Here is a 23,183-nt window from a genome sequence, read left to right on the forward strand (position 1 = left end):
CCTTCCTTAAATTAGTGTTCTGTCCCGCTGTTTTTTAAAGCCACTCGCTCGGCAACTTTGAGGAAAGGCAGGTAGAAGAATACACCAAATACGATGATTGCCAACTGCACCACCACCGCCCGCCAGTCCCCCGCCGTCGCCAGCCAGGCGCTGAGGATCGGCGGGGTCGTCCACGGGATCATCACCACGCAGCGCGACATGAACCCCAGCGTGGTACAGAGCCACGCAAAGTAAATCCCGATAGCAGGCAGCAGCACAAACGGGATCATAAGCGGCAGGTTAAAGACTATCGGCAGGCCGAAAATCACCGGCTCGTTGATGTTGAACAGACCCGGCGCCAGCGACAGACGCGCCACCTGCTTCGCTGATTTCTGTCTTGAGAAGATGAAGATAGCGATCAGCAATGAGATTGTGCTGCCCGTCCCGCCCACCATGCCAAAGGTCGGCACAAAGATGTTGTTGATGATATGCGGGATCGGCTGACCGTTGGCGAAGGCCAGCATGTTCTCGTTGGTGTTGATCAGCAGGAACGGCTCCAGCACCACGCTGTTAACGACTGACTGATGAATACCGAGGGTGAACAGAAAGTTACCGAAGCTGTAGATGAAAATCGTCCCCGGCAGGCTGGTGTTGATCAGCCGCAGCGGCTGCTGGATAAAGGTCGTAATGAGATGGATCAGGTCCGTGTGTAGAACGTTTGCCAGTATGGCCGCCAGCACCGCAAACAGGGAGAGCGTGAGGATCGTCGGGATCAGCGCGGTAAAGGATTTGCTCACCGCTGGCGGTACGTTCTCCCCGAGCGAAATGTGCAGTGCTCTGAGCCGTGAAATGGCGATAAACAGCTCGGTTGAGAGCAGCCCAATCAGCACCCCGGCGAAAATCCCGGTGGAGCCAATGTTGGCGAACGTCAGCACCTGGGTGACGTTCACCGTGGCGTCGCTGCCGACGGGGGTAATCTGTAAGCGCATCGGCATCATGATAATGAAACTGCTGACGGCGATAACCACTGCCGAGACCGGATTGTCGAAATCTTTGTTACGCGCCAGCGACCAGGCGATCATCGGGGCCAGCAGCAGCGCGGCGATGTTCAGCGTGCCGTTGATAATCGCCTCGCCCCACACCTTAAATTGCGTAAGCGTGTCGCCCGCAAAAATCCACGGGAACACCACGTTATTCACCAGCACCGCCAGACCGGCAAGGATGAAAATCGGCATTACCGTGGCGAAGGCATCGCGCAGGGAGCGAAGATGCACCTGGTTTGCCAGGCGCGCCGAGAACTCTACAAATTTATCGACAAAAGACTGCATGTGCGGTGTTATTTTTGTTTCAGACATAGCGGAGTGTTCCCATTAATCAGTCACAAAAACGGCCCGGCAGCGTACGGCTTACATCTCGCGTCCGTTGGTATGGATAACCTGTTTTAACCACGCGTAGCTCTTCTTCGGCACGCGCTTCAGGTCTTTCAGGTCGTGATTTTCACGGTTGACGTAGACCACGCCGTAGCGCTTGCGCATGTCACCCTGGGAGCTGAGAATGTCAATCAACCCCCAGCCGAGATAGCCCATCACCTCTGCCCCATCCTCGAATATTGCCGCTTTCATCGCCTCGATGTGCGCCCGGTGGTAGTCGATGCGGTAGGTGTCCTCAACCGGATTCACGCCATCCCAGGACTCAATCACCCCAATACCGTTCTCAATCGGGAATACCGGCATCCGCCAGTCGTTGGCGTAGCGGGTGATGATGGTGCGAAAGCCCAGCGGATCGATCTGCCAGTTCCACTCGGTGGCCTTCAGGTACGGATTGTTTTTCTCGCCGTGCAGCAGGTAATAGTTAACCGGCGTGCCTTCCGGGATGGCATCGCTGTCCAGCGTTTTGCTGGCGTAGTAGCTGAAGGCCATAAAGTCGTTCTTCGTGCGCGCAAACAGCGCGAGATCGTCTGCGCGGTAGATATCGCCGAAGCCCTCCTGCTCCACCACCGCCATTACCGCCGGGCTGTAGCCCTGGCCCGCGAAGACGCGCAGCAGGTTCTGGTTGAGGAATTCGTCGTACTGCTGGGCGCAGAAGATATCGCGCGGTTTGCAGGTGGCCGGATAAATCAGCTGGTGCGCCAGCATGCCGCCCATCAGCTTGCCCGGCTTAGTCTGGTGCAGGTATTCGGTCAGAGTCATGTGCGCCACCATCGCATGGTGCTGAAGCTCATACAGCTCGCGCAGGGTTTGCTCACCTTTCATGTAACCGGAAATGCGAAAAGCTTCCGGCATATGGAAAATGTTCTGCTCGTTGAAGGTCAGCCAGTACTTCACCCGGTCACCGAAGCAGTCGATCATCTTTTTGCCGTAGCGGATAAAGGCGTCCACCACGCGGCGATCGTTGAAGCCGTTGTACTCCTGCGCCAGCGCCAGCGGCATATCGAAGTGGTAGAGACAGACCATCGGCTCGATACCGCGGGCGAGCAAATCGTCAATAAAGCGGTCGTAAAACGCGATACCTTCGTCGTTGAACTCGCCGTCACCCTGCGGGCAGACGCGGCTCCAGGAGATCTGGAAGCGGTAGCAGTTCATGCCCAGATCCTGCATCAGGTCGAAATCTTCCCGGTAGCGGTGGTAGGAGTCGGTCGCCACTTTCCAGTCAGAGATGTTTTCACCGGCTTCCCGAATGTCATACACCGACATCCCCTTCCCGCCCTCATTCCAGGCCCCTTCCGTCTGCATGCTGGATACCGAGTTGCCCCATAAAAAGTTGGCTGGCAGTGATTTGTTCATGGTTGCTCCTAATATGACTAGTCATTTAAATTTCATGATTAGTCATATAGGCGAAGATGAAATGTCGATCAAAGGTGTGGATCGTTTTTTGTGAGGTTGATGGAAATAAAAAGCCCCGGCAGTTGCCGAGGCTAAGTTCCTGTTTAACGTTTAAAGCCCGCTTTCGGCTGCAACTTTTGCCTGGGCAATTGCTCCGGCATTGAATATGGGATGCTCGTGATTGTTCGTTAAGTCACGAACGCGGTAGATTTTCCATGCATCATCTTCACGACGAAGAAATACTTCAAGGTGAATGCTCCTCCCGCCACCTGCCCCTTCCATCACCTGGACTACTTCCCCGTTTAAAAATGGCCTTACGTTTTCCACCCGTAACGCAGGTATCCATTCGCGGGCGTAATCCTGGGTATACGTAAAATAGTCAGACTCTATTAATTCTTGTTCCGGGATTTCCTGAATAGCACCAATGCGAGCAATAGTATCAGCAGAAACATATTTACGCAGTTCGTCGGCAGGATAGGGCCTGGCTTCATTACTGCCGAATGCACAAAGATAGGATTTATAAAATGATTCGGTAGTATCTTTCGCACTCTGATCTTGACTGGCAGCAGAACTACATCCCACCAGCAACATAGCGACTGATAAAAATATCCTTTTCATCAATGCATCCTGTAAATTTTAAAGGATGGTTGCATTTTGCGGTACCCAGGCTCCGGATACATGCTTTTTTGAACAAAATCAGAAATCCACTGCGTGCCGTCATACATAGTCATGTGACCTATGCCGTTTCCTCCGGGATAAGGCTGTATCACAGCCACATCGCCAGCTATTAAAGTCGAACCGGGCGGCAGCTCACGGAATCCAGCACGTAATAATTCCGCCCCATAATCTTTTGCATAATCTGTATTAGGCACCTTAACACCTCCAGCCAGAATCGCCAGACGGGTAAACTTAGCACATTCACTATGAGAGTGCCCCAGCGCGTGTGAACGGAGATACGAAACAGCAACATCTTTATTCCAACTCATTCTTAGTTCCCTTAAGTAAGTAAGAACGGAATTATTGTGCCAGTCATTAACCTGATGTTGGTTAAATAATGCTTAAATTTGTCCGGCCAAAATATTAATTTCGCGCCCAATAAAAAGGCCGGATTCGCTGCGCGGATCCGGCCAGAGTCATCGCTGTTAAAAGATTATCCGCGCGGGGCGTCGCCAAAGACGCTGTAGTCTGGCAGCCGCACCTGCTGATACGGCTCCCAGCCGCCGCCGAGGGCTTTGTAGAGCGCCACCAGATCAAGCGCGCTCTGCACCTGCGCCTGCGCCCGCTGCTGTTCGGCCTGAGCGAGCTGACGCTGGGCGTCCAGCACGTCAATAAAGCTGGCGATCCCCTGCCGGTAGCTGTCGCTGGCGAGATCAAAGGCGTTTTGCAGCGCGTCGATGGTTTTCGCCAGGCCCGCTTCACGCTGCTGGTCGGTGCGATAGCTCACCAGCGCGTTTTCAACGTCGCCGAGCGCCGTCAGCACCGTCTGACGATAGTCCAGCACCGCCGCCCCCTGCTGCGCGCGCGCCACCTTAACGCTGGAGACCAGCCGACCGCCCTGGAAAATCGGTATGGAAACCTGCGGGCCAAAGCTGTAGAAGTGGCTGCTCCAGTCGGTTAGCCAGTTGGATTCGCTGTTGCGCAAGCCAAACTGCCCGGAGAGGGTAAAGCTCGGGAACAGCTCTGCCACCGAGACGCCAATCTGCGCCGTGGCGGCATGGAGATTCGCCTCCGCTTCGCGCACGTCCGGGCGACGGCGCGCCAGGGTGGACGGAATACCGGTCTGCACAATATCCGGCAGGGCAGGCATCGACTGCACGGATTGCAGTTCGGCATCCAGCGCCCCCGGCGGTTTGCCAAGGAGGATCGCCAGCCCGTTCATCGCCTGGCGTTCCTGCGCCTGATACTGCGGCAGCTGCGCTTCAAGGTTGCCCAGCTGCGCCCGGGCGTTCTCCACGTCCATCTGCGGCGACAGCCCGCCCCGCTGGCGGCTTTCGGTCAGATCCAGCGTCTGCTGTGCGCTTTCAATTTGCGTATTAAGCGTGGCAATGATGCTCTGCGCCCCACGCAGCTGTAGCCACGCCCGCGCCACTTCGGCTTCCAGCGAGACCAGCACATCGTTACGCTGCTCGATCGCTGCCCGCTGCTGCGCCTCGGCCGCTTCTACCTGACGGCGCACCTTGCCCCACAGGTCGATTTCCCACTGGGCGTCGAAGCTGCCCTGATAGAGGTTAATCGGCTGCGTCAGCGGGCCTAACGCGCCCCGCAGTTCAGGATCGACATTATTCAACTGGTCGTACACGCCGTGGGATTTCAGCTCCCCTTCCAGCCCAAGCTGCTGGCGCGTCGCCTGCACATTGCCATTCACCGACGGGAAAAACGCCCCGCCGGCCTGGTTAATCTGTTCGCGCGCGCCGGCAATGCGTAATACCGTTTGCTGTAGCGTCAGATTCCCGGCGATGGCGCGTTCAATCAGGCTGTCGAGCTGCGGCGAGCCGAAGGTTTTCCACCAGCGCGGGTTAGTGGCGGCGGAGGAAGTTTGCGATTTCACCGCGCTGTCGCCCTTATCGTTCCAGTGCGTGGTAGCGGGCGGTGCTGGCTGTTGGTAGTCCGGCCCGACGGCGCAACCCACCAGCAGCATCATTATCATCAGGGGGTGTAAACGTCTGTGTATCATCAGTGTGCTCCTGCACTCCCCTCGCTCTTAACCGGCGAGAGCAACAAACAAAACGGAATCAGTAATAAGGCCACCGCGCTCAGAATGGTGAAGACGTCGATGTAGGCCAGAAAGCGCGACTGCTCGATCATCGTCTGGTACATCCGCCCGGTGGCAATGCCGGTCGGATCGCCCACCTGAGTGGTGAAGTTCTGGATCGCCTGGGCGCTTTCGCGTATCTCCAGCTGGAACTGCTCATTAAACGGCGAAGCGTGGTAGGCCAGATGCGCGCTGTGCGCCTGCGAGCGCTCGGTGATCGCCGCCGTCGAGAGCGAAATCCCAATCGAGCCGGCCACGTTGCGGAACATGGTAAACAGCGCCGCCGCGTCGGCGTTAAGCCGCCTCGGGATCGAGATAAAGGCGATGGTGGTCAGAGGCACAAACAGGAACCCCAGTCCAATCGACTGGGCGCTGCGGAACAGCACCAGCGTTTCGAAATCGATATCCGGCGTCAGCGTGCGGGACCAGAAGAACGACACCGCCAGGCAGGTAAAGCCGAAGGCGATGATCCAGCGCGTCTGCACCACCGGCATTAGCTTCAGCACCAGCGGGATGGTCAGCACAATCAGCACCGCGCCGGGCGAGAGCACCAGCCCGGACCAGGTGGCGGTATAGCCCAAATCCTGCTGCGCCAGCTGAGGAATAACCACCGAACTGCCGTACAGGATCATCGCCATCCCCGCCATCAGCAGGCTGGAGATCGCAAAGTTGCGATCCTTCATGCAATGCAGATCCACCACCGGCTTTCTGGCATACATCAGCCAGTAGATGGCGCCGATAATACCGACCAGCGTCAGTACCGCGAAGGTGCGGATAAAGTTCGAATAGAACCAGTCATCATCTTCGCCCCGGTCGAGCATCACCTGCAAACAGCCAAGACCGAGGGCGATCAGGCCGATCCCAGTCCAGTCGACGGTGAGCTTCTCTTCCGACTTTTTCTCCCACGGCGGATCTTCCAGCAGCTGATAGATGGCCAGCACCGTCACAATCCCTACCGGGATATTGATAAAGAACACCCAGCGCCAGGAGTAGTTATCGGTGATCCAGCCCCCCAGCGTGGGGCCGAGTACCGGCGCGACGATAATGGCAATGGATGAAAGGCCAAAGGCTTTGCCCCTGTCCTCCGGCTTAAAGTAGTCGAGTAGCACCGACTGCTGGGTAGGCTGCAACCCGCCGCCAAAGAACCCCTGCATCACGCGGAACAGGATGATTTGCCATAGCTCGGTGGCGATACCGCACAGGAACGAGCAGATGGTGAACATCACAATGCAGATCAGGAAGAACTGTTTGCGGCCAAACAGGCGGCTGAGAAAGGCCGAAATCGGCAGCACGATGCCGTTCGCCACCAGGTAGCTGGTGAGCACCCAGGTGGATTCGTCATAGCTGGCCGAGAGCGACCCCGCGACGTGGGGCAGCGCCACGTTGACGATGGTGGTGTCCAGAATTTCCATAAACACCGCCAGGGTGACCACAATCGCCACCGCCCACGGGTTACTGGCGGGCTTCCAGTTATCGTGGCTGTGATCCGTCATTCCACGGTGACCTTCGGTTCAACCGACAGCCCCAGCGGCAGCGGCTTGTTCGGATCCAGCCCTTTGTCAATCACGATTTTCACCGGTACGCGCTGAACGATCTTCACAAAGTTACCGGTGGCGTTTTCCGACGGGAAGGCGGAGAAGCGCGAGCCGCTGCCCTGCTGGATGCTGTCGATATGGCCTTCCAGCTCCATATCCGGCCAGGCATCGACGGACACGGTCACTTTGTCGCCCGGCTTCATGCGCTCAAGCTGCGACTCCTTGAAATTCGCCACCACCCACACGTTCGGGGAAACCAGCGAGAACAGCGCCGTGCCGGCCTGCACCAGCGTACCGGGCTGGACGTTGCGTTTAGTGACGAAACCGTCGCACGGGGCGCGGACTTCGGTATAAGAGAGGTTCAGGTTGGCGGTTTCCAGCTGCGCTCTGGCCTGATCGACCTGGCGTTCGCGGGCTTCGACGTTGGTCTCCTGCTGGCGGATTTGCAGCTGGACCTGCTCCGCCACCTCCAGCTGCGCCTGGGCGCTGGCCAGCCCCGCCTGCGCACTGCGCAGCTGAGCGTTCGCGGCATCGATACTTTGTTGCGTGGTCGCGCGCGGGTCAACGCCGCGCTGACGGCGGTACTCCGCCTGCGCGTTGGCCATATCCGCCTGGGCTTTAAGTACCTGGGCTTTGGCTTCATCACGCTGGGCGGGATATTGCACCTTCGAGAGCGCCAGCTGCGCCTGGGCCTGATGCAACTGCGCAACCGCCAGCCCAAGCTGGGCCTGAGCCTGATCGCGCTGAGCGGTGGTATCACGCGGATCGATCACCACCAGCACATCCCCTTTTTTCACGCGCTGGTTATCCCGTACGCGAAGTTCTGTGACGTAGCCTGCCGTTTTTGGGGCAATGGTCACTACGTCGCCATCGGTGAAGGCGTCGTCGGTGGTCTCTTCGTTACGGGTTAAAAACCACCAGACCAGCGCCACAATCACCATCACGATGACCACGATACCAAGGATAATTAACGGTTTTTTCCCCGGGCGCTTGCGCTCGTTATTGTTTTGATCCTGCTCGTCAGCAGGTGGGTTTTGATCTTCTGCCATAGTTCAGCAACGGTCCTGTCAGTGAGCGGCATCACACTATGCCGTTCACTAAAGCTAGGACGTTGCTATACATTTGCCAGGAAAAACTGACAAATTGCGCACTATATGAGAAGGAATAGTCCGAAACCGACCGCCGCTGACCAGAGCAGCATCGGGATTGACCATAAATGGAAGCGCCACCAGATGCGGCGATCGTTGGCCATCCGCAGGGCGATGAGGTTAGCCAGCGAGCCGGGCAGCAGCCCAAAGCCGCCGACGTTGACCGCCCACGCCAGCAGTACCGTAGGGGGAACATAGTTAAGCAGCAAAATGGTGGACGGCACGTTACTGATCACCTGCGAGAGACCAATCGCCGTCAGCCATAATCCCGGCTGCGACAGACCGCTGACGCTATGGAGAACGTTCTGCAATACCGGGAGCTGGATCAGCAGATGGACGTCAATAAACATCGCCATAAACACCAGCAGCAGCGTCCAGTCAACGCTCACCAGCACCCGCCGGGCGAGGAACAGGAAGCCGCACGCCACCAACAGAGCGCCAGCCAGCGCCTGGTTTAACTCCAGCGCGATAAGAAAAACGATATACAGCCCCAGGCAGCTCCAGACGAGACGCGGCTGCCACTGGGGGCCGGTTGTACCGCTGTGGTACTGCAACGATTTATTCGGGAAAGCAAACCAGCCCACCGCCAGCAGCGACGCCACGATCGCCAGCGCCAGCGGCGCCATCTGCCCGGTAAATGCGGTAAACGACAGGCCGGAGCGTCCCCACAGCAGAATGTTCTGCGGGTTACCGATCGGCGTGAGCAGCGAGCCCGCATTGACGGCCAGCGCTTCAAAGATAATCAGACGGGTAACCGGTATTTCACACAGCTTACGCAGCGTGAGCGTAAGCGGCACCACGATAAACAACGCCACGTCATTAGTGAGAAACGTCGACAGCAGCGCCGCCGAAAAGACCATGAACAGGGCCAGCTTGCGCTCGGTGGCGAAGCGGCGCACCATTTTGCGCCCCAGCACGTCAAAATAGCCGCTCAGCTCCACGCCTTTGGTGAGCATCATCAAACCGCTCAGGCTAATAATGGTGCGCCAGTCTATGGCCGCCGGCCAGGTGTGCGGCGTGAAGGGCACAAAGACGCTGAGCCCAACGCCAGTGATAAGTAAAAGATGGAAAAAGCGATCGCGTTTCAGGGCCTGCAAGCCGGGGATGTTCATTCAGCGGAGGGACCGTATTTGAGCGTAAATTCGCGGAACTTCACCAGCGTCTCTTCGTTGACGTGGTGTTCCATACCTTCGGCATCCCGACGGGCAATTTCCGGGCTGACGCCCAGCACCAGTAAAAAATTCTCGACGATCTGATGGCGCTCGCGGCTCTCCTGCGCCAGTTTTTCGCCTTCAGCGGTGAGAAACACCCCGCGCCAGGGGATCATCTCGATCAGCCCGACCGACGCCAGACGTTTTAACATTTTGGCAACGGTTGGCTGCGACACCCCAAGGCGTGCGGCCATATCCACCTGGCGCGCTTCTCCAACCTCACGAATCAGATCAGAGATCAGTTCGACATAATCATCAATCAGCTCCCGGCGATGCGCCTCGCGCACCTGGCGGAAGCCTTCCACATGCTCTTCAACGTTCACCAGTTGCGTCGTTTTTTTTGTTGTTGGCTTACCTGCGCGACGGTTCATTGTGCTTCCTCAATGGGGTTGACGCTTCCAGCGCCCTGTAACGGAGCGCACATTGTAAACCATAGCTCTACAAGCACAAAAAATTAACGAATTAGCCATAGCTATACAATATAGCCTGTGCTATATCTGTATGTAATGCAGTCACCCTTCACGGATCGAAGGGATCATGAATCAGGAGGTCTTATGAATGAATTCAAGAGGTGTATGAACGTGTTTACCCACTCTCCTTTTAAAGTGCGCCTGATGCTGTTGAACATGCTGTGCGATATGTTTAACGCCAAACCCCAGCAGGACGACAACTCTTCCCACTAAGCGGCGTCGCGGTACGCCGCTTCATTTTCCTGTCACACTTTCGCTGTAAGCTGGCCTGTTCCCGATTATTTTTGCGTATTTGCAGCCCCCTTCGCAAAACATCTGTTTAGCAACTGTTGACCTTAATTCACGCTCGCACTATCTTCTTGCAGCCCTGCACAATTTGCGGCTCGCTGAAGCGGACCTCTCATTCCCTTTCCACGCACTGTCCGGCAGGCTTTGACCCTTGACGCCAGGGTGAGCACATGGCGTTTTCGTGATAGTGATCTATGAACGTAACCCTGATTGATACACTTGTTACCCGCAGCCGGGGCTTAAGCCCGTGGACGGGATTCTATTTTTTGCAATCGCTGTTGATTAACTTTGCTCTTGGCTACCCCTTTAGCCTGCTTTATGCCGTCGGGTTCACCTGTATTCTTCACCTTCTCTGGCGAAGCGCACCGCGCATGCAGAAGGTGCTTATCGGGATCTGTTCTCTGGTTGCTGCCGCCTATTTCCCGTTTGGCCAGGCCTATGGCGCGCCAAACTTTAATACCCTGCTGGCGCTCCACTCCACCAATATGGAAGAGTCCACAGAGATCCTGACGATCTTTCCGTGGTACAACTACGTGGTTGGCCTTTTCATTTTTGCCCTCGGCGTGATTGCGGTTCGCCGTAAGCCCGTCGGGAAAAAGGCATGGGGTAAAATTGAAAGCCTGTGTCTGGCCTTTAGCGTGGTGACGTTTTTTGTTGCGCCGGTACAAAATCTGGCCTGGGGCGGCGTGTTTAAGCTTAAAGATACCGGGTATCCGGTGTTTCGCTTCGTCAAAGACGTGGTGGTGAATAACGAGGAAGTGCTCGACGAGCAGGCACGTATGGCCGAGCTTTCCACCATGAAAGACACCTGGAACGTGCTGGCGGTGAAACCGAAGTATCACACCTACGTGGTGGTGATCGGAGAAAGCGCGCGTCGCGATGCGCTCGGCGCGTTTGGCGGTCACTGGGATAACACGCCGTTTGCCAGCGCCGTTAACGGTACGCTGTTTACCGACTACGTGGCGGCCAGCGGCTCGACGCAGAAATCACTCGGTCTGACGCTCAACCGCGTGGTGGATGGAAAACCGCAGTTTCAGGATAATTTTGTCACCCTGGCCAACCGGGCAGGTTTTCAGACATGGTGGTTCTCTAACCAGGGACAGATCGGCGAATATGATACCGCCATCGCCAGCATCGCGAAGCGTGCCGACGAGGTACAGTTCCTGAAAAGCGGTGATTTCGAAGCCGATAAAAACACAAAAGATGAAGCGTTGCTAAAAATGACGGCGCAGGTCTTTGCCACCCAGCGCACCCAGCCGCAGCTGATTGTCCTGCACCTGATGGGGTCACACCCGCAGGCATGCGATCGTACCGGGGGAAAATATGCGGAGTTTGTGCAATCCAAAGAGACGTCCTGCTACCTCTACACCATGACGCAAACCGACGATCTGCTCAGCAAGCTGTACGGGCAGCTGCGCAACAGCGGCGACAGCTTCTCGATGGTCTATTTCTCTGACCACGGCCTGGCGTTTAAGGAGCGCGGAAAAGAGGTGCAGTATCTGGCCCACGATGACAAGTTCCAGCAGAACTTCCAGGTACCGTTTATGGTGCTGTCGAGTGATGACAAAACGCATCGCATTATAAAAGCGCGCCGTTCCGCGAACGATTTCCTGAAATTCTTCTCACAGTGGACGGGGATTAAGGCGAAAGAGATAAAAAATGATTACCCGTTTATCTCCGGGAAGAAGGGCCCGCCAGTTTACATTACCAACTTTAAGTTACAGAAAGTCGACTATAACCATCTTGGGACGGATATTTTCGATATTAAGAGTAAGTAATTTCTGCCGTTTCGTGCGGGCTAATGCCCTCACCCTGGCCCTCTCCCACGGGGAGAGGGTACAAACAAAAAAATCCGCCTCAAAGGGCGGATTTTTTACTGGCTCACCGAAGTGATTAGAAGCGGTAACCTACGCCCGCGATCCAGGTGCCAACGTCAACGTTGCGGATACGGCTCTGCTCATAGGAGAAGTCCAGAGCAACGTTTTCGATTGGGTTGAACTGCATACCTGCGCCATAGGAGAAACCATAGTCGCTGTTGCTTGCAGTACGGTTCAGACCCTGGTTTTCGGTCTGCTGGAATTTACCGTAGCCAACACCTACAACACCGTAGATGCTTGCCCAGTCATTCAGGCGGTAAGCAGGACCCGCGGTGATGCCGTAGTACTGACCTTTATTGTAAGAGCCATTTTCAGTACGATCTTTCTCGGTGTAAGTGAAAGAACCGATCACACCCAGCGGGTTGTTGTCTTGCTCGTAACGGTACTTCAGGTTGAAACCGTTGGTTTTGTTCATCACGCCCTGCATATCGCTCTGAGCGTAACCACCAGTTACAGTAGAAGTTGCCGCTACAGCGGTACCTGCGGAAACAGCCAGAACAGCTGCCAGTGCTGAAAGACATGCAATTTTTTTCATAACCACCTCAAATGTGCTTCAAGTAAGTCCGTAAGTTTTAAATATATCAAAAAAATCTGTGAAACTCTTTGTCATTCACGATGTCTAATGCGACCTTTCCTGTAACAGAACATTTCCAGCACCAGCTATCTTGTTAAAATAACTCCAGATTTTCACCTTCAAACGCTAATAGTGCGCGTCATCGCCAGAAAGTTCATCCAGATTATTCCTAATCTTTCAGGCGATAAAAGCATCAACCTTTCCTCATTTTACGGATTTTCCCTGGATTTTTTTCAACAGTAGCTCAACCGTCGCAGCTTATTTCCATTACACTGCCACTTTTACCTCTTTTGACAAAAATTGACAGGAGAAAGGATGCCAGGTTTACCCCGTAAATCGTCGGTCTGGATGCCGGTGGCAGTCATACTTATCGCGATGATGTCCATACAAAGCGGCGCGTCGCTGGCAAAATCGCTGTTTCCGCTGGTTGGTGCGCCCGGCGTCACGGCGCTGCGTATCGCATTAGGCACCCTGATCCTCGTGGTTATCTTTAAACCCTGGCGGCTACGGTTTAAAAAGGAGCAGCGACTGCCTTTGCTTTTTTATGGGCTGGCACTGGGAGGGATGAACTACATGTTCTATCTCTCTATTCAGACTATCCCGCTGGGGATCGCGGTCGCGCTTGAATTTACCGGCCCGCTGGCGGTTGCCCTCTTCTCTTCTCGTCGTCCGGTAGATTTTATCTGGGTCATACTGGCCGTGCTGGGGCTATGGTTCCTGCTGCCGCTCGGGCAAAGCGTTTCACAAATCGATTTGACAGGGGCAGCTCTGGCGCTGGGCGCGGGGGCATGCTGGGCGGTGTATATTCTCACTGGCCAGCGTGCGGGCGAAGAGCACGGCCCCGCGACGGTCGCCTTAGGCTCACTAATTGCCGCCGTAATCTTTGTCCCAATCGGAATGGCACAAGCGACAGACTCAATATGGCAGTGGTCAATCCTGCCGGTTGGTCTGGCGGTTGCCATTCTCTCTACGGCCCTGCCCTACTCTCTGGAGATGATCGCCCTGACGCGCCTGCCCACGCGCATTTTTGGTACGCTCATGAGCATGGAGCCCGCGCTGGCCGCCATCTCAGGAATGATTTTCCTCGGTGAAACCCTGACCCTGGTACAAACGCTGGCGCTCTGTTCCATTATCGCGGCGTCAATGGGCTCCACCCTGACCATGCGCCCGGAACCTAAAGTGCAAAAAATCGATCTCAACTAGGCCTTAAATTCTGCATGGCTAACCCGCCATGCAGAATATACGCCTCGTCAGTACTTCAAATAATTTCTTACAAACTATCTTGTATTGCCAAAATATTTCACCTGCCCGGCTTCCCGAAGAATGAATTAAGATTGATCTGTATCAACTTTAATAAACTACTTATTTTTCAATCAGTTGATAATACAATCTTACTTTCACTATTAAACCAATAGGCAGAGCCAAACCGCAGAGAAAAAATCCGGTGCTATACTTAGTCCCGTAATTACCTGGGACACAAACATCAAGAGGATATGAGATTATGAGTACCGCTAAACTGGTGAAAACGAAAGCGTCTAATCTGCTTTATACCCGTAACGATGTATCGGATAGCGATAAAAAAGCGACCATTGAGCTGCTGAATCGCCAGGTGGTCCAGTTCATCGATCTTTCGCTGATCACCAAACAGGCTCACTGGAATATGCGCGGTGCAAACTTTATTGCCGTTCATGAAATGCTGGATGGCTTCCGCACAGCACTGGTGACTCACCTGGATACCATGGCCGAACGTGCCGTACAGCTGGGTGGCGTGGCGCTGGGTACCACACAGGTGATCAACAGCAAAACGCCATTGAAAAGCTATCCGCTGGATATCCATACCGTTCAGGATCACCTGAAAGAGCTGGCGGACCGCTACGCGATTGTGGCGAATGATGTTCGTAAAGCGATTGGCGAAGCCAAAGATGAAGATACTGCTGATATCTTCACTGCCGCATCACGCGACCTGGATCAGTTCCTGTGGTTCATTGAGTCCAACATCGAATAATCCCTGCGGATTTTCCGAATAACCCTCGCCCCTGGCGGGGGTTTTGCACATTTATGGTGCGCACTTTTGCCCGCAACGGCCGCAAAAGTGAATAAAATGTAATAATCACCTCACACAACCGTTAACGGAAGATTGTTTTTTCGTCAGATTCTGCGCTAAATATCCCCCTGTCAGAAGACCTTAACGAAGCGCACCAAAACGGTGCTCCATTCTGGTGCAACCTGGCAGAATTGCCACGCTTTTCGTGCAATGCGTGACATCATCCCCTTTGCAAAACAACAGCTTGTAAAATTGGCACGATTTTTTCATTGTGCCTGAGGTTCTCGCAGGGGATCGCCCCGTGGATATAAAAGGAAATGCTATGAAGTCTGTATTAAAAGTTTCACTGGCTGCACTTACCCTGGCGTTTGCGGTGTCCTCGCAGGCTGCCGACAAACTGGTTGTGGCGACGGACACGGCGTTCGTACCGTTTGAATTTAAACAGGGTGATAAATACGTTGGTTTTGACGTGGATCTGTGGGCCGCTGTCGCAAAAGAACTCAAACTGGATTACACCCTGAAGCCAATGGACTTCAGCGGCATTATCCCGGCACTGCAAACCAAAAACGTTGACCTGGCGCTGGCAGGCATCACCATTACCGAAGAGCGTAAAAAGGCCATCGATTTCTCTGACGGCTACTACAAAAGCGGCCTGCTGGTGATGGTGAAAGCGGATAACAACGATGTGAAAAGCGTGAAAGATCTCGACGGTAAAGTGGTCGCCGTGAAGAGCGGCACTGGCTCAGTTGATTACGCGAAAGCCAACATCAAAACCAAAGACCTGCGTCAGTTCCCGAACATCGACAACGCTTACATGGAACTGGGCACCAACCGCGCGGATGCGGTGCTGCACGATACGCCTAACATCCTTTACTTCATCAAAACTGCCGGTAACGGCAAGTTCAAAGCGGTAGGTGATTCTCTGGAAGCTCAGCAGTACGGTATTGCATTCCCGAAAGGCAGCGACGACCTGCGTAACAAAGTTAACGGCGCGCTGAAAACCCTGAAAGAGAACGGCACCTATAACGAAATCTACAAAAAATGGTTCGGTACCGAGCCTAAATAATTTCACCTGACTTCAGGTTTGTAACGCCCGGTGGCGCTTACGCTTACCGGGCCTACGTTTTTCGTTTTTCACCACGGTATATAGGAATACATCATGCAGTTTGACTGGAGCGCCATCTGGCCTGCCATTCCACTCTTGCTTGAAGGCGCTAAAATGACCCTGTGGATTTCGGTCCTCGGTCTGGTTGGCGGGTTGATTATCGGTCTTGTCGCCGGTTTCGCCCGCACCTACGGTGGCTGGATTGCAAATCACATCGCACTGGTTTTCATCGAAGTGATCCGCGGCACACCCATTGTGGTGCAGGTCATGTTCATCTACTTCGCCCTGCCGATGGCCTTCACCGACCTGCGCATTGACCCGTTCAGCGCCGCCGTTGTCACCATCATGATCAACTCCGGCGCCTACATTGCGGAAATTACCCGCGGTGCGGTGCTGTCGATTCATAAAGGGTTCAGTGAAGCTGGCCTGGCGTTAGGTCTTTCCCGTCGCGAAACCATCCGTCACGTGATCCTGCCGCTGGCGCTGCGCCGCATGCTGCCGCCGCTGGGTAACCAGTGGATCATCAGCATCAAAGACACCTCGCTGTTTATTGTTATCGGCGTGGCCGAGCTGACCCGTCAGGGCCAGGAGATCATCGCGGGTAACTTCCGCGCCCTGGAAATCTGGAGTGCGGTCGCCGTTGTCTACCTGATTATCACGCTTGTCCTGAGCTTTGTTCTGCGTCGTCTTGAAAGAAGGATGAAAATCCTGTGATTGAATTTAAAAACGTTTCCAAGCACTTTGGCCCAACCCAGGTGTTGCACAATATCGATTTGAACATCAGGCAGGGCGAAGTGGTGGTGATCATCGGGCCGTCCGGTTCCGGTAAATCCACCCTGCTGCGCTGCATTAACAAGCTTGAGGAGATCACCAGCGGCGATTTGATCGTCGATGGTCTGAAGGTTAACGATCCGAAAGTGGACGAGCGCCTGATCCGCCAGGAAGCGGGCATGGTGTTCCAGCAGTTCTACCTGTTCCCGCACCTCACGGCGCTGGAAAACGTGATGTTTGGTCCTCTGCGCGTGCGCGGGGCCAGCAAAGCGGCAGCGGAAGCGCTGGCAAAAGATCTGCTGGCGAAGGTTGGTCTGGCGGAGCGTGCCCACCACTATCCTTCCGAGCTGTCCGGCGGCCAGCAGCAGCGCGTGGCCATTGCCCGTGCGCTGGCGGTGAAGCCAAAGATGATGCTGTTCGATGAGCCAACGTCGGCTCTCGACCCGGAGCTGCGTCACGAAGTGCTGAAAGTTATGCAGGATCTGGCGGAAGAAGGCATGACGATGGTCATCGTTACCCACGAAATCGGCTTTGCCGAAAAAGTGGCGTCCCGTCTGATCTTCATTGATAAGGGCCGCATCGCGGAAGACGGTAATCCGCAGACGCTGATTGCGAACCCACCAAGCCAGCGCCTTCAGGAGTTCCTGCAACACGTCTCCTGATAACCACACACAGAGCCGGGCATGCCCGGCTTTTTTATGCCGGATTGTTCCCAAAAACTCCCCTCCGCTCCGCGCGCTCTATACTTATCATTTTGCACGATATTTTTGTCGGAGGACGCCGTGCCGTGGATCCTGTTGCTACTGTTTAGCCTGTTTAGCGCGCCATCACTTGCTGTAACCCTTCCCGGCGTCACCACCGGAGCCACCGCCAGCCAGCAAAATGCGCCGCCAGAGCCAGACGCTGAAAAGAAAAAAGCCGCTTACGGCGCGCTTGCCGACGTGCTTGAGAACGACACGTCACGGCAGGAGCTGATCGATCAGCTGAGGAAGGTGGCCGCCACGCCGCCTCAGGATCCGGTTCCAGCTGTTGCGCCGCCGGAAGCCGAAGAAGAAAAAACGGTGCTGGAAAACGTCACCGACATCAGTCGCCGCTACGGGGAAGCCCTGTCGTCGCGTTTTGCCCAGCTCTATCGCAACCTGGTTGGCACCTCACATAAGCCTTTTAATCCTCACACCTTTTCCGCCGCCGCCACCCAGTTTGCTATTCTGGCTGGCGCCGTCTTCATTTTTTACTGGCTGTTGCGCCTGTCTGTCTGGCCGCTTTACCGGAAAATGGGACAGTGGGGACGCAAAAAGAATCAGCATAAAAGCAGCTGGCTGCATCTTCCGGCAATGATTACCGGGGCGTTTGTCATCGATTTGCTGCTGCTGGCCCTGACGCTGTTTGTCGGTCAGCTGCTGGCTGACCGCCTTAATACCGGAAACAAAACCATCGCGTTTCAGCAGGGACTGTTCCTCAATGCGTTTGCCCTGATTGAGTTCTTTAAAGCCCTCCTGCGGTTGATCTTCTGCCCGCGCGTGCCGGACCTTCGCCCCTTCGCCATTTCGGATCAGAGCGCCAAATACTGGGCGGTGCGGCTTAGCGTGCTGAGCGGGTTGATCGGTTATGGCTTGTTGGTTGCCGTGCCGATTATTTCCAACCAGGTTAACGTGCAGTTCGGGGCGCTGGCGAACGTGCTGATCATGCTGTGCATTACCGTCTGGGCGCTGTACCTCATCTTCCACAATAAAAAAGCGATCACCGACAGCCTGCTGCACCTGGCCGATCGCTCCCTCTCCTTTTTCAGCCTCTTTATTCGCGCCTTTGCGCTGGTGTGGCACTGGCTGGCCAGCGCCTATTTTATTGTGCTCTGTTTCTTCTCCCTGTTCGACCCGGGCAATAGCCTGAAATTTATGATGGGGGCGACGTTCAAAAGCCTGGCGATTATCGGCATTGCGGCCTTTGTCTCTGGCCTGCTTTCCCGCTGGCTGTCGAAAACGATCACCCTGTCGCCGCAGGTTCAGCGTAACTACCCGGAACTGCAAAAGCGGGTGAATGGCTGGATGACCGTATCCCTGAAGGTGGCGCGTATTCTGACGGTCTGCGTGGCAATTATGCTGCTGCTGAACGCGTGGGGGCTGTTTGATTTCTGGAACTGGCTGCATAACGGCGCGGGGGAAAAGACCGTTGATATTCTTATTCGTATCGCGCTGATCCTGTTTTTCTCCGCCGTCGGCTGGACGCTGCTGGCAAGCCTTATCGAAAACCGTCTGGTGTCGGATGTCCACGGCAGGCCGCTACCGAGCGCCCGCGCCCGCACGCTGCTAACCCTGTGCCGCAACGCGCTGGCGGTGATCATCAGTACCATCACCATCATGATTGTGCTGTCGGAAATCGGCGTGAATATCGCCCCGCTGCTGGCGGGTGCCGGTGCGCTGGGGCTGGCGATCTCCTTCGGTTCTCAGACGCTGGTGAAGGATATTATCACCGGCATTTTTATCCAGTTTGAGAACGGGATGAATACCGGGGATCTGGTGACCATCGGTCCGCTCACCGGCACGGTCGAGAGGATGTCCATTCGCTCCGTCGGCGTGCGTCAGGATACCGGCGCGTACCACATTATTCCGTGGTCATCGATCACCACCTTTGCCAACTTTGTGCGCGGCATTGGTTCGGTGGTGGCGAATTATGATGTCGATCGTCACGAAGATGCAGATAAGGCGAAGCAGGCGCTGCGGGATGCGGTGAACGAACTGATGGAGATGGAGGATATTCGCGGGCTGGTGATTGGTGAACCATCGTTCGCGGGCATCGTCGGGCTGACGAACACTGCCTTTACCCTGCGCGTGTCGTTCACCACCCAGCCGCTGAAGCAGTGGACGGTGCGCTTCGCCCTCGACAGCATGGTGAAAAAACACTTCGATCTGGCGAACGTGAGAGCGCCGGTGCAGACGTATCAGGTATTGTCGCCGCCCGCTTCGCCGCTCCCTCCGCAGGAGCCGACGCTGTAAACGAGCCGGGTGGCGGCTTCGCCTTACCCGGCCCGAGAAACGATTATTTGCGGCGTTTGTTATCGTCCATAAAGGACCAGGCAATAAAGCGGCTCTGCTTCTGGCCCTGCGCCATCTCTTTTTTAACCACTTTCACCGCGCCGACGTCGGTCAGCGCGCGGTAAAGCGGCGGCAGGTTATCGCCACGGGAGACCAGCGTGGTAAACCATTTCACCTGACGACCGAAGCCCTTACTCTCGGCAATCATGCGCAGAATAAATGCCACTTCCCCGCCCTCGCACCACAGCTCCTGCTGCTGGCCGCCAAAGTTCAGCGCGCCATCTTCAGCCTGGCCCAGGTTACGCCGCTTGCGTTCACTTCCCGCACGAGCGGAGGCGGCGGAGTCGTGGAATGGCGGGTTGCACAGGGTGGCATCATATTGTTCGTTCTTATGAATAATGCCGTTGAAAATAGCAGCGGCATCCTTCTGACGACGCAGACGAACGGCCCGGCTTAACCCCGGGTTAGCGTTGATAATGGCCTGCGCGCTGGCGAAGGCCTCGGCACCGATCTCGCTACCGGTAAACCGCCACTGATATTCATGTGCGCCTATCAGGGGGTAGATCAGGTTCGCGCCCGTACCGATATCAAGCACGGTGGCCTGTTTTGGCACCACGCCGCCATTGTCATCCGCCAGCAGATCGGCAAGATGATGGACGTAATCCGCACGTCCTGGCACCGGTGGGCAGAGAAAGCCATCCGGGATGTCCCAGTGCGTAACGCCATAAAAATGGGCCAGCAGCGCTTTGTTCAGCGTCTTAACCGCCAGCGGATCGGCAAAGTTTACCGACGGTTCACCGGCTGGTGTCTGAACAATAAAATCCTGCAATTCGGGGCAGCTCAGGCACAGGGCTTTCATGTCGTAGCGGCTACGGTGGCGGTTACGCGGGTGCAATCCCGGCTTTTGGGAAGTCATGGCATTCTCCTTTAAACAGCCGCGTAAGATACCCTGTGACGGCGCGGGGGTAAATATCTGTCTGAGTCGCACAAAAAAACGACAAAAATCATCGACCTGTATGTCTATGATCTGTCAACAAATTGTCAGAATTTATCGTTCAAAAAATAAGCAGATCATCATCAAATTTTTGCGCTAAATCACACGCGTCAGGCTTCTAAACTTAAGAGGAATCACCTGTTGTTTCCCCTGAGGATGTGATTATGAAAAAATATCTGACCTTTATTATTGCGGGTGCGCTGGCAGGCGCATCTTTCTCAGCCTGGTCCGTTCAACCTCTGACCGACAGCAACGACACCAGCCAGCTACGTGCGGCGGGGACGGTCTCTGTCAGCCGGGCAAGCAACCTTGATGACCTTCAGGACAAGCTGGCCGAAAAAGCGCGTCAGGAAGGGGCTAAAGGCTTCGTGGTGAACGCTGCCGGTGGTGATAACCATATGTACGGCACCGCGACCATCTATAAATAATCGATTTCCTTCCCACACTGCATCTGCCAGGCAGATGCAGTTCTCATTCCCTTCCTTCGCCTTGACTGTGCGTTTTTTAACCCCATATTAAGATGAATGGCTTAAACAGATCAGGAGAACATGATGGCTTCCGGCTGGGCGAATGACGACGCCGTTAACGAACAGATCAACAGTACTATTGAAGATGCGGTCGCGCGTGCTCGCGGTGAAATTCCACGCGGCGAAAGTTTGACGGAATGCGAAGAGTGCGGAGATCCGATTCCTGAGGCACGGCGTAAAGCCATTCCTGGCGTACGGCTATGTATTGCCTGTCAGCAGGAGAAAGATTCGAAAAATGCGACACATTCAGGATATAATCGCAGAGGATCGAAAGACAGCCAGTTACGTTGACTTTCCTTTACCGAAGTTAACCGCGCCAGCCGTTTACTTTACGCTCACGACTTTTAGCGATACGCGTAGCAAATCGTGCCCTTCCGATGGCTTCTGTAAAGCGCATCCACAAGAAGTGTCAATTCCGCTTCTGAATTTATTAATAATCAATAAGTTATTTGTCATTCAATTTTTTTGAGCAACCACGTCAATTCTCTTCGATTTTATCTTCCGCTAAAAACCGTGATACTTATCACATCGACGGAACATCGTCCCTTTAACAGAATAACCTGCGAGAATTGACCTATGAAAACCATCAAATATGCTGTTGCCGCTGTTGCCCTGTCCGCTCTCTCTTTCGGCGCTTTCGCCGTAGAGCCAGTCTCCTCTACTCAGGCACAGGATCTGAACAAAATCGGGGTGGTGAGTGCTGAAGGCGCGACCACGCTGGACGGTCTGGAAGCCAAACTGGCGGAAAAAGCAGCCGCTGCCGGCGCAAGTGGATACACCATCACGTCCACTAACGGTAATAACAAACTGAGCGGTACTGCGGTTATCTACAAGTAATCGAACGAATTATGCTCCACCCTCACCATACCCTCTGGTGATATGCTCCAACCCTCATTGACCCTGTTGTTGTTACCCTTGTTTGCCCGTCCGCCACTGGACGGGCTTTTTTTTGCTTAAAACGACTGTGCCACGCGCTGCAATCCGGCTTCCACGGATGCCACTTCCCCTGCCGCCAGCAGGCAGCAGGCCATTTGCAGCTTGATCGACTGAGGAACCGGCACCTTTCCGGCCAGACACTGTACGATCCAGTGCGCGGTGACCTGCGGATCTTTTGACTCGGGCAAGATCACATCGCAGTTCTCTTCCCCACGTTCCAGTACGACCCGCGTCCCGGCAGGCTCAATCAGCATCAGCTGTGGACAACGCTGCGGGTTGGCATAAACCTCCCCTTCCGTCCCGTGCATCAGCAGCGCCCGCCCGCCGATTTCGGCAAAAAATTGTCCGACCCGCGTCACGTACTCCGGATGGGAGACGCTGGAAAGACGTAGCGCGGCGTCTTCGGCAAACGGCGTCGCCAGCTTCGCCAGGGTGTGGGCGCTGTTACGTACTCCCATTCGCCATCGCATGTCCAGCTGCTTTTCCAGCGGCGGGCAGAGCGCGCGCACGGGAATATAGACCGGCTGGTTCCCCTCCAGTTTGGCCTGCGCCTGGCCAGCATGGAGAGTAGGTTCGATGCCTAATAATTCCAGAATGGTTTCTGTCAGCACGCGCGTTGGATCTTCGCTCACGCCATGCACCACCACCGGGAAACCGAGTTTCTGCAACAGAATAGCCAGCAGCGGCGTGAGGTTTGCCTGCTTACGCGCGCCATTGTAGGTCGGGATCACTATCGGCATCGGCTTCGTGACGGGCGGGGTTAAACGCATCGTCTGCGACTGCATGGCCTCATAAAAACCCCGCATCTCCGCCTCACCTTCCCCTTTGATTCGCAGCGCAATCAGAATGCCGCCCATTTCCAGCTCCGGCACGTCGCCATTCAGCATATGCGTGTACAACGCACGGGCCGTGTCCTGGTCCAGATCGCGAGCATGGTTTTTCCCACGCCCTACCTCTTTGATAATTTTGCGGTAATCCACGACATTTCTCCTGACAGCATCATCTTGTTAACAATATAGCCCGATGGACACGCACCCGATAGTGTTTTGTGATCATTATCAACCTGCTGTTTTCAGATAAAAAAATAAACTCAAGCATTATTTGCAATATTTGTGATT

The 23,183-nt window shown here is 55.1% G+C and carries 23 protein-coding genes; 11 read left to right on the forward strand and 12 right to left on the reverse strand.

Going from position 1 to position 23,183, the window contains the following annotated elements; translation table 11 throughout:
• Nucleotides 1-11 precede the first annotated feature (11 nt).
• From SK53_RS08510 to mntR, 9 genes are all read right to left on the reverse strand, one after another.
• Entirely contained in the window at nt 12-1,334 is a 1,323-nt protein-coding gene (locus SK53_RS08510; RefSeq protein WP_048209055.1) for a PTS sugar transporter subunit IIC, read from the reverse strand.
• A gap of 51 nt (nt 1,335-1,385) precedes the next feature.
• Nucleotides 1,386-2,762 (reverse strand): glycoside hydrolase family 1 protein, encoded by a 1,377-nt coding sequence (locus SK53_RS08515; protein ID WP_048209056.1) that lies wholly within the window; start codon nt 2,760-2,762, stop codon nt 1,386-1,388.
• 150 nt (nt 2,763-2,912) lie between these two features.
• Nucleotides 2,913-3,419, reverse strand: a complete 507-nt coding sequence (locus SK53_RS08520) for a YqhG/Tai3 family protein (protein ID WP_048209057.1) — start codon at nt 3,417-3,419, stop codon at nt 2,913-2,915.
• The gene (locus SK53_RS08525) at nt 3,419-3,787 is read right to left on the reverse strand and encodes a hypothetical protein (protein WP_048209058.1); all 369 of its coding nucleotides are present in this window, start codon (nt 3,785-3,787) and stop codon (nt 3,419-3,421) included. Before SK53_RS08525 ends, SK53_RS08520 begins: the two co-directional genes overlap by 1 nt.
• 164 nt (nt 3,788-3,951) lie before the next feature.
• Complete coding sequence (locus SK53_RS08530) at nt 3,952-5,475, reverse strand: efflux transporter outer membrane subunit (protein ID WP_048209059.1); 1,524 nt, start codon at nt 5,473-5,475, stop codon at nt 3,952-3,954.
• Nucleotides 5,475-7,046, reverse strand: coding sequence for a DHA2 family efflux MFS transporter permease subunit (locus SK53_RS08535; RefSeq protein WP_048209060.1), 1,572 nt, complete (start codon nt 7,044-7,046; stop codon nt 5,475-5,477). The genes SK53_RS08530 and SK53_RS08535 overlap by 1 nt, the downstream gene beginning before the upstream one ends.
• Complete coding sequence (locus SK53_RS08540; RefSeq protein WP_048209062.1) at nt 7,043-8,137, reverse strand: HlyD family secretion protein; 1,095 nt, start codon at nt 8,135-8,137, stop codon at nt 7,043-7,045. The genes SK53_RS08535 and SK53_RS08540 overlap by 4 nt, the downstream gene beginning before the upstream one ends.
• Nucleotides 8,138-8,238: 101 nt before the next feature.
• Nucleotides 8,239-9,348 carry an anion transporter gene (locus SK53_RS08545; RefSeq protein WP_048209063.1) on the reverse strand — a complete coding sequence of 370 codons (1,110 nt, stop codon included), beginning with the start codon at nt 9,346-9,348 and terminating at the stop codon, nt 8,239-8,241.
• The gene (gene mntR / locus SK53_RS08550; RefSeq protein WP_048209064.1) at nt 9,345-9,818 is read right to left on the reverse strand and encodes a manganese-binding transcriptional regulator MntR; all 474 of its coding nucleotides are present in this window, start codon (nt 9,816-9,818) and stop codon (nt 9,345-9,347) included. Before mntR ends, SK53_RS08545 begins: the two co-directional genes overlap by 4 nt.
• 183 nt (nt 9,819-10,001) lie before the next feature.
• On the opposite strand from mntR, the gene mntS reads away from it, so the two are divergent.
• Both mntS and SK53_RS08560 read left to right on the forward strand, forming a co-directional pair.
• On the forward strand, nt 10,002-10,130 hold the full coding sequence (gene mntS, locus SK53_RS08555; protein WP_017384915.1) for a manganase accumulation protein MntS: 129 nt from the start codon (nt 10,002-10,004) through the stop codon (nt 10,128-10,130).
• A gap of 269 nt (nt 10,131-10,399) precedes the next feature.
• A complete protein-coding gene (locus SK53_RS08560) occupies nt 10,400-11,983 on the forward strand; it encodes a phosphoethanolamine transferase (RefSeq protein ID WP_032608903.1) in 1,584 nt (527 codons plus the stop codon).
• Between the two features lie 115 nt (nt 11,984-12,098).
• Here the strand turns inward: SK53_RS08560 and ompX are convergent, their stop codons facing one another.
• Nucleotides 12,099-12,617 (reverse strand): outer membrane protein OmpX, encoded by a 519-nt coding sequence (ompX, locus tag SK53_RS08565; RefSeq protein WP_003858450.1) that lies wholly within the window; start codon nt 12,615-12,617, stop codon nt 12,099-12,101.
• Between the two features lie 354 nt (nt 12,618-12,971).
• Between ompX and rhtA the strand changes: the two genes are divergently transcribed.
• The 6 genes from rhtA (at nt 12,972) to ybiO (ending at nt 19,569) form a co-directional block, all read left to right on the forward strand.
• A complete protein-coding gene (gene rhtA, locus SK53_RS08570; protein ID WP_022650655.1) occupies nt 12,972-13,859 on the forward strand; it encodes a threonine/homoserine exporter RhtA in 888 nt (295 codons plus the stop codon).
• Nucleotides 13,860-14,157: 298 nt separating this feature from the next.
• Entirely contained in the window at nt 14,158-14,661 is a 504-nt protein-coding gene (dps, locus tag SK53_RS08575; RefSeq protein WP_000100801.1) for a DNA starvation/stationary phase protection protein Dps, read from the forward strand.
• Between the two features lie 361 nt (nt 14,662-15,022).
• Nucleotides 15,023-15,766 carry a glutamine ABC transporter substrate-binding protein GlnH gene (glnH, locus tag SK53_RS08580; RefSeq protein WP_003858455.1) on the forward strand — a complete coding sequence of 248 codons (744 nt, stop codon included), beginning with the start codon at nt 15,023-15,025 and terminating at the stop codon, nt 15,764-15,766.
• Between the two features lie 93 nt (nt 15,767-15,859).
• Nucleotides 15,860-16,519 carry a glutamine ABC transporter permease GlnP gene (glnP, locus tag SK53_RS08585; protein ID WP_003858462.1) on the forward strand — a complete coding sequence of 220 codons (660 nt, stop codon included), beginning with the start codon at nt 15,860-15,862 and terminating at the stop codon, nt 16,517-16,519.
• Nucleotides 16,516-17,238 carry a glutamine ABC transporter ATP-binding protein GlnQ gene (glnQ, locus tag SK53_RS08590; RefSeq protein ID WP_003858465.1) on the forward strand — a complete coding sequence of 241 codons (723 nt, stop codon included), beginning with the start codon at nt 16,516-16,518 and terminating at the stop codon, nt 17,236-17,238. The genes glnP and glnQ overlap by 4 nt, the downstream gene beginning before the upstream one ends.
• A 120-nt stretch (nt 17,239-17,358) precedes the next feature.
• Nucleotides 17,359-19,569 carry a mechanosensitive channel protein gene (gene ybiO / locus SK53_RS08595; RefSeq protein WP_045331575.1) on the forward strand — a complete coding sequence of 737 codons (2,211 nt, stop codon included), beginning with the start codon at nt 17,359-17,361 and terminating at the stop codon, nt 19,567-19,569.
• 43 nt (nt 19,570-19,612) lie between these two features.
• Here the strand turns inward: ybiO and rlmF are convergent, their stop codons facing one another.
• Nucleotides 19,613-20,524: a 23S rRNA (adenine(1618)-N(6))-methyltransferase RlmF gene (gene rlmF, locus SK53_RS08600; protein ID WP_023315680.1), complete on the reverse strand. Its 912-nt coding sequence runs from the start codon at nt 20,522-20,524 to the stop codon at nt 19,613-19,615.
• A gap of 242 nt (nt 20,525-20,766) precedes the next feature.
• On the opposite strand from rlmF, the gene mcbA reads away from it, so the two are divergent.
• From mcbA to ybiJ, 3 genes are all read left to right on the forward strand, one after another.
• Nucleotides 20,767-21,030, forward strand: coding sequence for a DUF1471 family periplasmic protein McbA (gene mcbA, locus SK53_RS08610; RefSeq protein WP_003858470.1), 264 nt, complete (start codon nt 20,767-20,769; stop codon nt 21,028-21,030).
• A gap of 123 nt (nt 21,031-21,153) precedes the next feature.
• The gene (locus SK53_RS08615; protein WP_003858472.1) at nt 21,154-21,420 is read left to right on the forward strand and encodes a DksA/TraR family C4-type zinc finger protein; all 267 of its coding nucleotides are present in this window, start codon (nt 21,154-21,156) and stop codon (nt 21,418-21,420) included.
• Nucleotides 21,421-21,705: 285 nt separating this feature from the next.
• Entirely contained in the window at nt 21,706-21,966 is a 261-nt protein-coding gene (ybiJ, locus tag SK53_RS08620) for a DUF1471 family protein YbiJ (protein WP_003858474.1), read from the forward strand.
• A 116-nt stretch (nt 21,967-22,082) separates the two neighbouring features.
• On the opposite strand, the gene ybiB is transcribed toward ybiJ, so the two are convergent.
• A complete protein-coding gene (ybiB, locus tag SK53_RS08625; protein ID WP_023324357.1) occupies nt 22,083-23,045 on the reverse strand; it encodes a DNA-binding protein YbiB in 963 nt (320 codons plus the stop codon).
• Nucleotides 23,046-23,183: the final 138 nt, after the last annotated feature.

It is taken from the genome of Enterobacter sp. MGH119, from assembly GCF_001037675.1.
GTDB classification, from domain to species: domain Bacteria; phylum Pseudomonadota; class Gammaproteobacteria; order Enterobacterales; family Enterobacteriaceae; genus Enterobacter; species Enterobacter hormaechei_C.

What these genes read in the sequence shown, in the direction of transcription:
- SK53_RS08510 (WP_048209055.1), bottom strand. Translation starts at nt 1,334, where the DNA reads ATGTCTGAAACAAAAATAACACCGCACATGCAGTCTTTTGTCGATAAA.
- SK53_RS08515 (WP_048209056.1), bottom strand. Translation starts at nt 2,762, where the DNA reads ATGAACAAATCACTGCCAGCCAACTTTTTATGGGGCAACTCGGTATCC.
- SK53_RS08520 (WP_048209057.1), bottom strand. Translation starts at nt 3,419, where the DNA reads ATGAAAAGGATATTTTTATCAGTCGCTATGTTGCTGGTGGGATGTAGT.
- SK53_RS08525 (WP_048209058.1), bottom strand. Translation starts at nt 3,787, where the DNA reads ATGAGTTGGAATAAAGATGTTGCTGTTTCGTATCTCCGTTCACACGCG.
- SK53_RS08530 (WP_048209059.1), bottom strand. Translation starts at nt 5,475, where the DNA reads ATGATACACAGACGTTTACACCCCCTGATGATAATGATGCTGCTGGTG.
- SK53_RS08535 (WP_048209060.1), bottom strand. Translation starts at nt 7,046, where the DNA reads ATGACGGATCACAGCCACGATAACTGGAAGCCCGCCAGTAACCCGTGG.
- SK53_RS08540 (WP_048209062.1), bottom strand. Translation starts at nt 8,137, where the DNA reads ATGGCAGAAGATCAAAACCCACCTGCTGACGAGCAGGATCAAAACAAT.
- SK53_RS08545 (WP_048209063.1), bottom strand. Translation starts at nt 9,348, where the DNA reads ATGAACATCCCCGGCTTGCAGGCCCTGAAACGCGATCGCTTTTTCCAT.
- mntR (WP_048209064.1), bottom strand. Translation starts at nt 9,818, where the DNA reads ATGAACCGTCGCGCAGGTAAGCCAACAACAAAAAAAACGACGCAACTG.
- mntS (WP_017384915.1), top strand. Translation starts at nt 10,002, where the DNA reads ATGAATGAATTCAAGAGGTGTATGAACGTGTTTACCCACTCTCCTTTT.
- SK53_RS08560 (WP_032608903.1), top strand. Translation starts at nt 10,400, where the DNA reads ATGAACGTAACCCTGATTGATACACTTGTTACCCGCAGCCGGGGCTTA.
- ompX (WP_003858450.1), bottom strand. Translation starts at nt 12,617, where the DNA reads ATGAAAAAAATTGCATGTCTTTCAGCACTGGCAGCTGTTCTGGCTGTT.
- rhtA (WP_022650655.1), top strand. Translation starts at nt 12,972, where the DNA reads ATGCCAGGTTTACCCCGTAAATCGTCGGTCTGGATGCCGGTGGCAGTC.
- dps (WP_000100801.1), top strand. Translation starts at nt 14,158, where the DNA reads ATGAGTACCGCTAAACTGGTGAAAACGAAAGCGTCTAATCTGCTTTAT.
- glnH (WP_003858455.1), top strand. Translation starts at nt 15,023, where the DNA reads ATGAAGTCTGTATTAAAAGTTTCACTGGCTGCACTTACCCTGGCGTTT.
- glnP (WP_003858462.1), top strand. Translation starts at nt 15,860, where the DNA reads ATGCAGTTTGACTGGAGCGCCATCTGGCCTGCCATTCCACTCTTGCTT.
- rlmF (WP_023315680.1), bottom strand. Translation starts at nt 20,524, where the DNA reads ATGACTTCCCAAAAGCCGGGATTGCACCCGCGTAACCGCCACCGTAGC.
- mcbA (WP_003858470.1), top strand. Translation starts at nt 20,767, where the DNA reads ATGAAAAAATATCTGACCTTTATTATTGCGGGTGCGCTGGCAGGCGCA.
- SK53_RS08615 (WP_003858472.1), top strand. Translation starts at nt 21,154, where the DNA reads ATGGCTTCCGGCTGGGCGAATGACGACGCCGTTAACGAACAGATCAAC.
- ybiJ (WP_003858474.1), top strand. Translation starts at nt 21,706, where the DNA reads ATGAAAACCATCAAATATGCTGTTGCCGCTGTTGCCCTGTCCGCTCTC.